Raw genomic sequence first — 13,081 nt, 5'->3', positions numbered from 1 at the left:
AATTAGCGGCTTTTGTTTGTTTATACAGTCCCATGAATATTCAATTCTCTGGATTATACCACTTAATATATACTCGTAAAGTCAATCAAGTCCTCTTCTTCCTCATAGTTAAATACAATGGCGTGATTACCCAAATGATATACCATCTCATAACCACCTACGACTTCATTGTAATATTCTGAAGACGGTTTCCCCATCCATATTCTCACATTCCATGGCGAAAGATTTTGCTTCTCATTGTACAGGTCGAAAACGGCAATACGTGATTTATTGGTAAGCTCGTGCATATATGAATCGAATCCAACGCCGAATTTAGAATAATAATAGAACGCTCCCCATTCTTCGTTAGAACGAGAATTGGGTTTCCCCAGCTTTTTTTGTGCATTTTGAAGCGTCATGCCAATCTTGATGTCCGTTCGCCCAGGCAATGCACCCTTTAATGCAGCGTCCTTCAGGCTTTTCAGGTAAGCACGATCGCCAACACCCGAGTTCGGCCAATCTCTTGTACGAAGGTTGCGCGTATCTTCCAACCGCATTTCCAATTTGTTCACATTCAGCTTAAACGTATTAACGCCATAGACGAATTGAAGGTTGTTGTAATTTTTGAACTGCACTCGGGCACCTGTAAGAGTACGAATTCCACCATCTCTGATCGCGGAGTATGCATCGTCAATTTTTTTTCCTTTATTATCGACATATGTGACACGGCGCAATTCCCCGGAACGAACGATATACGTTTTCACTTCATTGAAATTAGAAGTTCCCCAGTCCGTGATCATCAGCATATCAGGTGTACTCGCCTCTTTGCCTTTCACAACGAAGTTCAAGGTTTGAGGCAAAATAATCGTATTCAGATCCAGTTTTGCTGCTTGCACTGTTCCATATGCTGCACCTTTTTTCATTAAGGCCGCCCGATAGGTTCCAGTGTAACTTTTATCTCCTTTTTTGTTTTTCGTCCAACCATTTTCCTCGGTCAGCGTGCTCTTCTGTTCATCATAAGCAAAAATATAAACCGTGTATGCCGTTTGCTTGGCATCACGAAGCGTAAATGAAAGTCGGCTCATACTTTCCAGCTGTTTGGCTGAGATTTGCTCTCCTTTGGCAGCGGCATTGGGCGGCAGCAGGAGCAATGCGCTCAGAACATAGCTGATTAAGGTAAGTAAGGCAAGTGAAGCCCATTTTGCTTTGTATTTAGGGTGTATCATTGATGACTCTCCTCTGAGTAATAAAATAAACATCTAAAATCTCATTTCTAATTTTTAATCGTGCATAATCTCAACATTTTAATAAGTCTTGCTAGAGTGTACTTTGATCAAACTATGTAATTAATATAGGTATATTTCAATAAGCATATCCTCCTACTAGTACTATTTTCCTAAGAATGATAACATACCCTTTCTAATAAAGAAATATAAATCAATCTATTTTTTCGTTATTAATCCATATAACATAAAAAAGCCGCTGATTAGCGGCTCTTCTTCCATATTCGAAAACGATATAATTTATAGACAGGAGTATATCACATTGCGTAAGCGTCGTTGAACATATCCTTCCTGACTGTTCAGCAAATGCTGGGCATACATGACCGTAAGCTCTGAATCCGGATCAATAATAGCCATACAACCAGCAGCACCACTCCATCCAAATTCACCAAGCGGGCTCAGCGAACCACTGCGTGCTTTCGAGATATGTGTACGGACACCTAGTCCATAGCCGTATCCATACATATGATCCCACGAATAATCACCGCGAGTCATCTCGTTCAGATGATCCGTTCGCATCAGTTCCACTGAAGCTTGTGACAAAATGCGTACACCTTCAGGACTCGTACCACGTCCAGTAAGCGCGTTCAGAAACCGTGCATAATCGCTAACGGTTGATAACAACCCAGCGCCACCGCTCTCCAGCTCGGTACCTACACGGAATCCATTCCCATCCATACGTACAGCCTTTTCAAGTTCGTCATTGTATGCATATTGCGGAATAAGGCGTTTCTGCTGCTCATCGTTCAGATTGAACGTTGTGTCGTTCATACCAAGTGGTCCGGTGATTTCGTCCCGGAGATACGCACCAAAGCTTTTACCACTGACGACTTCCACCAAGGCTCCGAGCACATCATGGCACATGCTGTAATTCCAATGTGTTCCTGGCTCAAACAAAAGCGGTTCCTTCGCTAGCGCTTTCGCGAATTCACGTGTTGGCAATGTTCCGTGGGTGTTTTTTACGGCTTCCTGAATACTTGGACTACCTACGTCATAGGAGAATCCGGCGGTCATGGTGAACAAATCGCGTACGGTAATGGCTCTTGTCGCCTTTTCCAGTTGAACCTCTCCGTTTACCATCGTTTTCTTCACCGTCATATCGGCATATTCGGGCAAATAATCGGAAAGTGGATCACTTAGCAGTATTTCACCTTTCTCCACTAGTTGCAGTCCTGCCACACAGGTCATGATTTTGGTCATGGAGTATAGATTGAAAATTGCTCCATCGCTAATAGGCGTTTTGTCCTCCAGATTGGCGTAACCATTACGGTAATGGAAAACAGTATCATTTCGATGCATCACCAATACCTCTGCCCACGGTATACGCCAGGATGTCATGCGGTCAATAAATGTAGCAAGTGGTTTAAAGTCCATTTTTTCCCGTCCTTCTATGTAAAATCGTTTATCATTTTGCGATGTGGTCCATGTTCACTCCACAATCCACAATCCACATAGTAATAATATACGACCTTTTACAACGATTGACCACCTTCTATATCCTCTCTTTTGCGCAACTACCATACATAGTCCTCTGTTGTTACAAAGCTTCGCATGAATAAGCCGATCCCCTAAAGGATCAGCTTAAGTTGGAACTTTTAGACTTCGCCGCGTCTGTTCTCAACCGATTTCATACGGTTTTGATCATCTGGTACACGGTCAACACTGAACTCTTGGCCAGCTTCAACCTCACCATGACCTGAGATATTTCGGGAAAAATTAGTGAATTGCTTTTTTTGCTCATCCAGCTCGTGTTTTTGCTTCAGAAGCTCTTGCGGGTCCTGATTTGTCACTATACTAACCTCCCATTAATGAAACCATATTATTTGTTCGCACTACAGAAGTTTTCCATAAGTGAACTGTAGTTATGCATGAGGTTCAGAATCCTTACATAAAATGAGCTCAAGCTTCCATTAGCAATCAATAAGTGAAAGAGCATGTTTAGCCGTTTCACTATGGAGAGGGTGCTTGTTCAGACCTGTGCACATCGATTACAGAGGAGAGAACAACTAATGAAACGTCTGCTCTTATCCTATCCGCTTAGCGTAAATACTCCCGTATATAAAGATAATCCCCCAGTTGAGATCCAGCAGCAATCAAGCATAGCTCAAGGGGACCCGTATAACCAATTTATCATCACATCCCTCAACCATAGCGGCACTCATATTGATGGGCCTTGGCACTTTAATCCCAAAGGCCAAAAACTGAGTGAGCTTCCATTAGACGATTTTATTTTCTCTCATCCTACGATCCTCGACATTCCCAAAAGTGATGACGAATTGATTACCAAAGCCGACCTGGAGCCCTATGAGCACCTGATTGCAGGCTCTGATTTGCTGCTCATACGTACAGGTTTTGGGAAGCTTCGTTCCTCAGACCCTGTTCGTTATAGTGATCATAACCCTGGGTTTGCCGCATCAGCTGCCAGTTACCTCATGGTGTTTGATTCACTACGAGCAATCGGCATGGATATGATCTCTGCGGGATCTTCACTTCATGAGGATGAAGCTATCGCTTTTCATCAGAAGATCCTGGGAAAAGACCGTGTGGATGGCAAATTTATTCTAGTCATAGAGGATATGAATTTAAACCAGGATTTATCAGATATCGGTGTTGTTTATGCTGTGCCTTTGTTTGTTGAAGGGGTTGACAGCAGTTTCAGTACCATTTTCACTGAAAAATGTTAGCTGGAGCAGCCCGAAGTATTCATAAACAATATGTAGTGTATAATAAAAAAACGCGCCAAGAGATCCTCTCTGGCGCGTTTTTTTATAGTGATTACGTTGTTAGTGAATATCTTTCTTTTTGAAATTGCCACCTCTTACTTCAGCTACATCGTATACAACTACAAAAGCAGATGGGTCAATTTCATGAATGATATCTTTAATTTTGCTCTCTTCCATCCGGTTAATGACACAAGTAATTTCCTTGAATTGTTCATTGGAATATCCACCGTACGCCTCGGTGTACGTTGCACCACGACCTAGACGGTCACGAATGGTTTCAACCATGATCTCAGGTTGAGTGGTAATAATTTTAAACGTTTTGGAGCCGCTTAATCCCTCTTCAACAATATGTATTACTTTGGAAGCAATAAAATACGCAAGTCCTGACAAAATCGCTCCTTGCAGACCGAACACGGTAGAAACGACAATAAAGACAAACATGTTGAGAAACAGAATGAGATCACTGGTTCCAAAAGGGACTTTACGCGAAAGAAGTACAGCCAGCATATCTATGCCATCCAATGCCCCGCCATTACGTAATGCAAGACCCATACCGAAACCGATGATAATCCCGCCGACCACCGTAACGAGCAAGGTATCCCCTTCGATGATCGTTGGTACATGGTGCATCAGACTGGTGCTGATCGCCAGTGACGCAATACCGATGATTGAATATAATGCGAAGCTTTTACCAATCTGCTTGTACCCGAGCCATACAAACGGAATATTGATAATCCCGATGAGCATCCCCAGCGGTAATCCAAACAGCTGTGATCCTACGATACTCAGACCTGTGACACCACCATCTGAGACATTATTCGGGATCAATATGGCTTCCAGGCCATAAGCCGTTATAAATCCCCCAATGATAATCAATAATACTTTGGAGAGGATCTTTAACTTGTTTGACTTTTGTTTTCTGTTTTGATGCATTCCATTTCCTCCTTGATGAACAACCGATAAAAAACAGTCTATAATAAAAATCACTGTTTTGGCAAATAGATCGGCATTGTGTGTGTTACATCATTGCCCGATGAACGTGCGGTACGACGAGATTTTATGCTCAAGCATCTCATCGGCTGTGTTAAGGATATGCATCTGTTTTTGAATCGACTCTTTATGATCCTCTAGCAACTTTAGCCGATCTCCCGCTGTATGCTCCCCTTCCTGGAATAAGGATGCATACTTCTTAATGGTAGCAATAGGCATCTGAGTCTCTTTTAATTTGATCACAAATTGAAGCCATTTCAGGTGGGACTCGTTGTATCGCCTGTCTCCACTCGCATCTCGGAGAGGTGTTACAATCTGTTCTTTCTCATAATAACGCAACGTATGTGCACTGATATGGAGTAACTCGGCCACTTCACCAATGGTATGCATGGTTAACCTCCCCTCTATATTCGAGCTTGACTTAGAGTAAGCTCTAATCAGTATAATCAACTCGTGCTCACATCACAATAAAAAATGAAATCAGATCCAGGAGGAATTCCCATGAAATACACAGTGATTACCGGTGCCAGTTCAGGTATTGGATATGAAGCGGCTTTAGCTTTTGCAGCTCGTGGCAAAAATATGATCCTGGCAGCACGCAGAACCGATGAATTGGACAAGTTAAAAGGAAAAGTGGCTGAAATCAATCCTGATCTAGATGTTGTCATTCGTACAGTGGATCTATCCATTGGCACTAATGTGCATGAATTCTATGAAAGTCTTAAAGCTTATTCCATTGAGACGTGGATTAACAACGCCGGATTCGGGAATTTTGCTTCCATTGGCGAACAACACCTGCCCAAAATTGAGCAGATGCTTCATCTAAATATAGAAGCTCTTACGATTCTTTCTTCCCTGTATGTACGTGATTATGCAGATGTCGATGGCACACAGATCATTAATATTTCCTCTGGTGGAGGATATACCATTGTAGCCGATGCAGTAACTTACTGTGCAACCAAGTTCTATGTAAGTGCCTTTACAGAAGGGCTTGCGCAGGAGTTGAAAGGCAAGAATGCAGCAATGCAAGCCAAAGTGCTCGCTCCGGCTGCAACCGAGACGGAATTTGCGAAACATTCCTTTAATGTAGACGAGTTTGAATATGAGGGCAGAGTTCCTAAATTCCATACGGCGGAACAAATGGCTGGTTTTCTGTTGGAGCTGTATGACAGTGAGAGTGTAGTCGGCATTGTGGATGGCATGACCTATGACTTTGAGCTAAGAGAACCGATCTTTCCTTACGCCGCAAGAGCAGCCTCAAAACCACAAAATTAACCCGAAGCTGATGTTCAAACCGAGTCGCTTGATTCCATTTAGACATCACCTAACCTTACTGATAGACATCGATGATAAACATCATTGCATCATCTAGTCATTAAAACATCATTGGACGTTAAAAAGGGAACCTGTCTCCAGGCTCCCTTCTTTTTTATAAACAATTCTGTATTAATACCTTCTATATAATGAACGTTTATGCCAGCCTCATTTTGAAATCCTGATATCCGAATTCGCGAACAACTTCGCAATCGCCGTCTTTTCTTTTGACTGCGATCGCTGGAAGCGGCATGCCGTTGAACGTGTTGGTTTTCACCATGGAGTAAATCGCCATGTCCTCGAATACCAGACGGTCACCTTCTTGTAAAGGCTGATCGAATGAATAATCCCCAATCACGTCCCCAGACAGACAGGTTTGTCCACCTAGGCGATACAGATGAGCTTTCTCGCCCACTTCTCCCGAACCGATCAGCGGCGGGCGATATGGCATTTCCAGCACATCCGGCATATGGCATGTAGCTGAAGTATCCAGAATGGCGATGTCCATGCCATTTTTATGGAAGTCCAGCACAGAAGTCACCAGATAACCCGCGTTCAGCGCAACAGCTTCTCCCGGCTCCAGATATACTTCCAGGCCATAATCATTCTGCATACGCTTGATGCAAGCTTCCAACCTTGGAATATCATAATCTTCACGCGTGATATGGTGTCCACCACCGAAGTTGATCCATTCCATTTGCGGCAACCATTGTCCGAACTTCTCGACAACCGCGTTCAACGTAGTCTCCAGATCGTCAGAATTTTGCTGACACAGTGTGTGGAAGTGCAGTCCGGAGACACCTTCCAACAGATCTGCTTGGAAATCCTCTTGTTTCGCCCCAAAACGTGAACCCGGAGAACACGGATCATAGATCTCGTGCCCTTCTTGGGTAGAGCATTCAGGATTGACGCGCAAGCCGACCTTACGGCCAGCCTGAAGCGCCTTATCCTTGAATTTGGCAAGCTGTGAAAAAGAATTGAAAATAATATGGTCGCAGATGGAGATAATCTCGTCGATCTCTTCTGCGCGGTATGCCGGAGCAAAGACATGGTTCTCTTTGCCCATTTCCTCGTGGCCCAGACGTGCTTCATACAGACCGCTCGCCGTAGCACCGCTCAGGTATTCTCCAATCAGCGGATACATCGCAGTCATGGAGAATGCTTTTTGAGCGAGCACGATTTTGGCACCTGTACGCTGCATAACACCGTTCAGGATTTTCAGATTTTTCTCGATAAGCGCCTCGTCAACAACAAAACATGGTGTCGGTAATTGCTCGAACCGCATTTTAACGAACAAGCTCCGATTCTTTAACTTCTTCTGGCAGCTCATCAACGAGTACCGGGTTGAAGTCTTCTACCCATGGGAGACCCCATTTGTTCAACTCTTCCATGAATGGATCCGGGTTGAATTCTTCTACATTGTATACGCCTGGTTTGTTCCATTTGCCTGTCATGACCATTGCCGCACCAATCATAGCTGGAACGCCTGTTGTGTAAGAGATTGCTTGGGAACCCACTTCTTTGTAGCACTCTTGGTGATCACAGATATTGTAAACATAATATGTTTTGTCTTGACCATCTTTTTTACCTTTGAAAATACAGCCGATGTTTGTTTTACCTACAGTGCGTGGTCCAAGGGATGCTGGATCAGGCAGTACTGCTTTCAGGAATTGCAGTGGAATAATTTGTTTACCTTCATATTCAATAGGCTCGATTGAAGTCATGCCTACATTTTCAAGAGCTTTCAAGTGAGTCAGGTAGCTTTGCCCAAATGTCATGAAGAAACGGATACGTTTCAAACCTGGCATGTTTTTGGCCAAAGATTCCAATTCCTCATGGTACAACAGGTACATGTCTTTCTCGCCAACTTCTTTGAAGTCGTAGACACGTTTGATTTCCATCGGTTTCGTTTCGATCCATTCACCATTTTCCCAATATCTTCCGTTCGCAGAAACTTCGCGAATGTTGATCTCCGGGTTGAAGTTCGTAGCGAACGGATAACCGTGGTCGCCACCATTGCAATCGAGAATGTCGATGTACTCAATTTCGTCGAAGTAATGTTTCAGGGCATAAGCGGAGAATACACCAGTCACACCTGGGTCAAATCCACTTCCGAGCAAAGCAGTAATTCCTGCTTGTTCAAAACGCTCTTTGTAATCCCATTGCCAGCTATATTCAAACTTCGCTGTATCATGTGGCTCGTAGTTTGCTGTGTCCATGTAATTTGTTTTCGTTGCAAGGCAAGCATCCATGATGGTCAGATCTTGATACGGCAAAGCAAGGTTCATCACGATATCCGGTTTAACTTCGTTGATCAGAGCGATCAGTTCGTCAACATTGTCAGCATCTACTTGTGCTGTCGTAATTTTGGTTTTTCCGCCGTCCAGCTTGGCTTTGAGTTCATCACATTTGGATTTTGTACGACTCGCGATGCAGATTTCCTCAAAAACTTCGCTGTTTTGAACGCATTTGTGTACTGCCACGGAAGCAACGCCGCCGGCGCCGATGATTAGTGCTTTTCCCATTTTACATTCTCCTATCCCAATATGTATTTTTTTTAATTGGTTTAATTTGGTTTGATACAGTGACGACAACAAGACAACAAAAAAAGCAAGGTGAAAAATGCCCGCAATCGCGCATCATCACACTTGCTTATCGATATACATCATAAAAAAGACGTGAAGTCTCCATGACCAAAAAAGTTCACAAGAACTCCTTTGGCGGAAAGCTCCTTCATGTATATCAATATTGGATCAGAGTCTATATAGCAAATAATTCGCCTTTACCACTCTTATTGACCGTTTCACAAGTTGATGTGCAATTGCACTGGTTGTAAAGTAACCAACTTATAAAATTTGAGCTTTGAACTCAATCAATAAAGCAACGTAAGTTGCCAATCGGCGTTTGACCCGGCTGTCCGTATGGCCTTAACTTCCTGGTGAAGTGGTCAAAAATTATCTGCTGGAAAGCTCTAATTCATATTGATAAATCAACTTCCCAAAATCACAGGTCTTACACTATCAGACGTTGAAAAAAAAATCAAGCAATTATCAAAAAAAATTTTTGTCCGGCCTCCTCAGATTCGACCAAACCATCGCACCGGAACACATTACACACGGTTCACAACTTGTATACAGAGTGTACTCGCTGAGGTCAAATATGATGTTCGGAACAATATTTTCGGATAAGCCCAATTTCTGCATGATGCGTAGTGTCACAAAAAGTGTTGATCTTATTTTCTCCAATCATGACCACTTCTCCATTTTTCACCAGAATGGCCCCGAATGGTTCGTTTCCTTCTTTGCGTGCTTGCAGAGCAATCTCAATGGCTTTATGCATAAAAAGTTCATCTTTATTCATATCGTTTACCTCCAGAACAAAAATGATGTACTCAAATACATCATTGCTTATAATCATTGATCAATGACACGACTGACCTTTATTCATTCCATATTATCATCATTACAAATAAAGAGTATGACGAAAATTCGTCATACTCCAGTGAGTCAACCTACGTTAATCTATTAAAATTTTACGGGCAACGATGCCAATCCTTGTGATGACAAAGCGGAGTGCCAATGAATCTCTTCCTGGGGGACACTGAGCTGAAGATCCGGCAGTCGACGTAAAAGCGTCGTAAACGCCACGTCACCCTCCACACGAGCAAGTGGAGCGCCAAGACACATATGGATGCCATGTCCAAAGGCCAAATGCCGTTTTATTTTGCGTTCAATATCCAACTCTTCGGGGTCACTGAACTGCTGCTCATCCCGATTCGCTGATTTCAACAGAGGAATCACAACATCTCCTTTTTGAATCAATTGTCCATCCAGTTCCGTGTCTTGCGTAGCATAACGAGGACCTGAAGAAGTGGCGGGTCCATTATATCGTAACAACTCCTCGACCGCAGAAGGAACCAGATTCAGATCTTGTTTAAGTTGTTCCAGTTGTTCGGAATGTGTCAGAAGAAGATAAGAGCCGGTTGCAATCAGATTGGAAGTTGTCTCATGTCCAGCAAATATCAATAATGTGATCATGGATATTAATTCATCCTCATTCAGTCGATCACCCTCCTCCTCAATCGCAATTAATTGACTAATGAGGTCATCTGAAGGTTCTACTCGTTTGTTCGTCACAAGCTTTGCAGTGTACTCTGCGAATGATCGCAAATGTTGCGCTACTGCAGGGTCCTGTTTACCAAAACCAAGGCCTTTTGCAATGGCTTCAGACCAAACGTGGATCTGAGGTCGATCTTCCTGTGGTATACCCAGCATCTCGGAAATAACGTTGATTGGGAATGGATAAGCATAGTCTTTTACAAGATCCATCTCTCCTTTTTCTTCAAATTGATCAATTAATTCATCGGCAATTTCCTGGACACGCGGTCGCAGGCTTTCCATATATCTTGGAGTGAATGCTTTGGACACTAAGCTTCGCAGTCTTCGATGATCCGGTTCATCCACAAAGAGCATCGACTTTCCGGTAAAAAAAGTTTGAGGTTCCGATGAACCAAGCTCACCTGAGAGATTTTTTCGAATATCATTGCCACGATCAATAGCGTTCATATCGACCGTAAATCGAGCATGATCTTTCAACACTTCCATGGCGACGTCCATCCGAGTTACAATCCAGGTTTGCCCTTCTCCACCCATCGGATTAGGAATAGGGACAACGGAGCCTTTGGAACGCATCTGTGCAAACATGGTAAATGGATCTTTACTATTTTCTTCGCTAAACAAATTAAATTGTGCTTTCTCTGAGGTCTGGTTATTCGAGTTAGTCATATAAATCTTCCTTTCGAAGTGAAGTTATTCAAATCTATGGAAATATATGTTCATTTCAATTATATACTACCAGTATATTTTATTTCAAATATAATAGGTTAAACATCACAAAATAACTGTTATAACAACAATTAATAGATGTACTAATAGTATATTTATTATAAACGAATGTACTTGAAGCATAAAAAAGAGGGCGGCCATTAGCCAACCCCCATATTAATAACGTTGTTTCACCCGTTCCAAATACCACCAACAGGCTTCGGTCACTCTATTGGCTTCGGATTGAAATGCACTGGACTTGTACTCTTTGTGAAACGCTTGAAGCACCACTTCGATCACAGGAATATTTATATCCTCTTTATCTTGTAAAAGCCCTAAAAGTCCCTTCGAAAGTTGCTTCAAGGATTCCGATTCCTTGGATTTTTGAACGCGTTTGTTGAACTCATCAAAATCTTTTAATATATCATCGATGTCCAAACCCATATCATGGCTGCGCTCATCGGCATTCAGGAAATAGAGTGACTGAAAATCGAAAATATGTTCATTTCTCTGGTGCATCGTTCTTAGGATCACTTCAATGTAGGTTAACACTTTTGGAACAACTTCGCTCCATACTGGTTTTTGCGTATTTAGACTTCTCGAAGTGTTGGCAATCTGATGTAATATGCCGTAACACAATATTGCACCTTCGTTTGCATATAAACTGATGTCTTTTCCATACACCTGAATCAAGCGTGTAGACAGCCAGTTTAGATGCACTTTAGCCAGTTTCGCTGAGTTGATCTCTCCGGCGTAAAAACCAGTCCAATACAATTCCCACACTCGCTCTTTGTCAGGTCCAGACATGGGAATGGCAATCTGATCAACAAGCAGAGCATAATCCGAAGTATAATGATTTTGTTCAAGTTCCTTGCGAATGAAAACATCCTCCTGCATACGCTGATCAATAATCGAATATAAACAGTCTTCTTTCGAACTGAAGAATTTGTAGAATGTACCTTTGGATACACCTGATTGATCCAGGATCATCTGGATTGTTGTATTTGCATAGCTATGCTCTAAAAATAGTGCAAGTGCTGTTTCCAATAAACTTTGTTTACGACTACTCATATCTCGTTATCGCCCCAAGTTTTTCTATTGATTATAACATTCAATTCCTCAGGAGTTGAAGCATTGATTCGCAGTATAACCGTCATATAAAATAATTGCACAATGAGTAAATTTGCACAATGAGCAACTTGTTGTTATGATAAACCTAACAAAGTGCATATTCAGTAAGTGTGCTCTTCTTAAAAAGAATTAAACCATAGTCATGGTGTGGGAGGTGAACGCATAAGCGGAGAACAATGATTAAACGAAACTTGCGACATTTGAAGAAAGAAGCAACTGAAAAAGCACTTGCTAGTGCTGCATTTGAACTAACCCTTGAACATGGGCTTGATGGCTTTACGGTCGAAGATATCGTGCATCAGGTGGGTTGTTCACGTAGAACATTTGCTAATTACTTCACATGTAAAGAAGAAGCCGTAGCAAGAGGCGCAATATCCGTTCAGAATACAACGGAACTCGAAGAGTTACTTACCGAAATGCCTGAACACGCCTCCTTGTTAGACTTGCTGTATGACCTGATCAAGATGCAACTTACAACAGAACTAATTGGAAGGCTTCATCAGCTACTCTCGCTATCCCAGACCTATCCCGTGCTTGAACCTCATTACCTCGGAGCTATGCACCGGATGCAGACGCAGGCACAAGATACCTTATTAGACTTATCCAACGGGAAGTATGACGAGATCTATACTTATCTTCTAATTAACGCACTATATGGAACGATACTGCCATTAATTGATGGAAGACTCAATGTGCTGCTGCCCGGACAAGTCTTTACTGAAGATACCAAGCCCGGTGCTATCACCTTCGATCAATTTTTAGAAACGACGTTTAGTCATTTGCGGGCAGGATTCGAACATGCCAACCATCCACATTCATCATAGAGGGAGTGTAAAAT

12 protein-coding genes and 1 pseudogene are annotated in these 13,081 nt (G+C 42.5%); 3 read left to right on the top strand and 10 right to left on the bottom strand.

Features of this window, described 5'->3' with window-relative positions; all coding sequences use genetic code 11:
• Positions 1-62: 62 nt before the first annotated feature.
• The 3 genes from MKY85_RS14340 to MKY85_RS14330 form a co-directional block, all read right to left on the bottom strand.
• Positions 63-1,205, bottom strand: a complete 1,143-nt coding sequence (locus MKY85_RS14340) for a DUF4309 domain-containing protein (protein ID WP_342573088.1) — start codon at positions 1,203-1,205, stop codon at positions 63-65.
• Positions 1,206-1,502: 297 nt separating this feature from the next.
• Positions 1,503-2,636: a serine hydrolase domain-containing protein gene (locus tag MKY85_RS14335; RefSeq protein WP_342573086.1), complete on the bottom strand. Its 1,134-nt coding sequence runs from the start codon at positions 2,634-2,636 to the stop codon at positions 1,503-1,505.
• A 221-nt stretch (positions 2,637-2,857) separates the two neighbouring features.
• Positions 2,858-3,052, bottom strand: a complete 195-nt coding sequence (locus MKY85_RS14330; RefSeq protein ID WP_339261119.1) for a hypothetical protein — start codon at positions 3,050-3,052, stop codon at positions 2,858-2,860.
• A gap of 219 nt (positions 3,053-3,271) precedes the next feature.
• Here MKY85_RS14330 and MKY85_RS14325 point away from each other — a divergent pair, with 219 nt between their 5' ends.
• Positions 3,272-3,946, top strand: coding sequence for a cyclase family protein (locus tag MKY85_RS14325; RefSeq protein ID WP_342573083.1), 675 nt, complete (start codon positions 3,272-3,274; stop codon positions 3,944-3,946).
• A 99-nt stretch (positions 3,947-4,045) separates the two neighbouring features.
• Here MKY85_RS14325 and MKY85_RS14320 read toward each other — a convergent pair whose 3' ends face one another.
• Both MKY85_RS14320 and MKY85_RS14315 read right to left on the bottom strand, forming a co-directional pair.
• The gene (locus tag MKY85_RS14320) at positions 4,046-4,918 is read right to left on the bottom strand and encodes a YitT family protein (protein ID WP_339242619.1); all 873 of its coding nucleotides are present in this window, start codon (positions 4,916-4,918) and stop codon (positions 4,046-4,048) included.
• Between the two features lie 90 nt (positions 4,919-5,008).
• Positions 5,009-5,365 (bottom strand): MerR family transcriptional regulator, encoded by a 357-nt coding sequence (locus MKY85_RS14315; RefSeq protein WP_339242617.1) that lies wholly within the window; start codon positions 5,363-5,365, stop codon positions 5,009-5,011.
• A 111-nt stretch (positions 5,366-5,476) separates the two neighbouring features.
• Between MKY85_RS14315 and MKY85_RS14310 the strand changes: the two genes are divergently transcribed.
• A complete protein-coding gene (locus tag MKY85_RS14310; RefSeq protein WP_342573079.1) occupies positions 5,477-6,250 on the top strand; it encodes an SDR family NAD(P)-dependent oxidoreductase in 774 nt (257 codons plus the stop codon).
• Between the two features lie 196 nt (positions 6,251-6,446).
• Here the strand turns inward: MKY85_RS14310 and nspC are convergent, their stop codons facing one another.
• The 5 genes and pseudogenes from nspC to MKY85_RS14285 all read right to left on the bottom strand — a co-directional run bounded on the left by nspC (position 6,447) and on the right by MKY85_RS14285 (position 12,183).
• A complete protein-coding gene (gene nspC, locus MKY85_RS14305; RefSeq protein ID WP_339261418.1) occupies positions 6,447-7,574 on the bottom strand; it encodes a carboxynorspermidine decarboxylase in 1,128 nt (375 codons plus the stop codon).
• Position 7,575: 1 nt separating this feature from the next.
• A complete protein-coding gene (locus tag MKY85_RS14300; RefSeq protein WP_017688530.1) occupies positions 7,576-8,814 on the bottom strand; it encodes a saccharopine dehydrogenase family protein in 1,239 nt (412 codons plus the stop codon).
• Positions 8,815-9,366: 552 nt separating this feature from the next.
• A pseudogene (locus tag MKY85_RS14295) lies at positions 9,367-9,649 on the bottom strand (nucleoside deaminase); the annotation flags it as partial.
• A 164-nt stretch (positions 9,650-9,813) separates the two neighbouring features.
• Positions 9,814-11,073 carry a cytochrome P450 gene (locus MKY85_RS14290; protein ID WP_342573070.1) on the bottom strand — a complete coding sequence of 420 codons (1,260 nt, stop codon included), beginning with the start codon at positions 11,071-11,073 and terminating at the stop codon, positions 9,814-9,816.
• Between the two features lie 216 nt (positions 11,074-11,289).
• Positions 11,290-12,183 (bottom strand): TetR/AcrR family transcriptional regulator, encoded by an 894-nt coding sequence (locus MKY85_RS14285; protein ID WP_342573069.1) that lies wholly within the window; start codon positions 12,181-12,183, stop codon positions 11,290-11,292.
• Positions 12,184-12,419: 236 nt separating this feature from the next.
• Between MKY85_RS14285 and MKY85_RS14280 the strand changes: the two genes are divergently transcribed.
• Positions 12,420-13,067: a TetR/AcrR family transcriptional regulator gene (locus MKY85_RS14280; protein WP_342573068.1), complete on the top strand. Its 648-nt coding sequence runs from the start codon at positions 12,420-12,422 to the stop codon at positions 13,065-13,067.
• Positions 13,068-13,081 lie beyond the last annotated feature (14 nt).

The sequence above is a fragment of the Paenibacillus sp. FSL R5-0749 genome (genome assembly GCF_038595085.1).
Taxonomy (GTDB): Bacteria; Bacillota; Bacilli; order Paenibacillales; family Paenibacillaceae; genus Paenibacillus.
This window is presented reverse-complemented; position numbering and strand designations above follow the sequence as displayed.

Bases quoted from the DNA above. Each gene is read 5' to 3' on its own strand.
- MKY85_RS14285 (WP_342573069.1), bottom strand. From the start codon at position 12,183: ATGAGTAGTCGTAAACAAAGTTTATTGGAAACAGCACTTGCACTATTT.
- MKY85_RS14300 (WP_017688530.1), bottom strand. From the start codon at position 8,814: ATGGGAAAAGCACTAATCATCGGCGCCGGCGGCGTTGCTTCCGTGGCA.
- MKY85_RS14290 (WP_342573070.1), bottom strand. From the start codon at position 11,073: ATGACTAACTCGAATAACCAGACCTCAGAGAAAGCACAATTTAATTTG.
- MKY85_RS14280 (WP_342573068.1), top strand. From the start codon at position 12,420: ATGATTAAACGAAACTTGCGACATTTGAAGAAAGAAGCAACTGAAAAA.
- MKY85_RS14340 (WP_342573088.1), bottom strand. From the start codon at position 1,205: ATGATACACCCTAAATACAAAGCAAAATGGGCTTCACTTGCCTTACTT.
- MKY85_RS14325 (WP_342573083.1), top strand. From the start codon at position 3,272: ATGAAACGTCTGCTCTTATCCTATCCGCTTAGCGTAAATACTCCCGTA.
- nspC (WP_339261418.1), bottom strand. From the start codon at position 7,574: ATGCGGTTCGAGCAATTACCGACACCATGTTTTGTTGTTGACGAGGCG.
- MKY85_RS14310 (WP_342573079.1), top strand. From the start codon at position 5,477: ATGAAATACACAGTGATTACCGGTGCCAGTTCAGGTATTGGATATGAA.
- MKY85_RS14320 (WP_339242619.1), bottom strand. From the start codon at position 4,918: ATGCATCAAAACAGAAAACAAAAGTCAAACAAGTTAAAGATCCTCTCC.
- MKY85_RS14335 (WP_342573086.1), bottom strand. From the start codon at position 2,636: ATGGACTTTAAACCACTTGCTACATTTATTGACCGCATGACATCCTGG.
- MKY85_RS14315 (WP_339242617.1), bottom strand. From the start codon at position 5,365: ATGCATACCATTGGTGAAGTGGCCGAGTTACTCCATATCAGTGCACAT.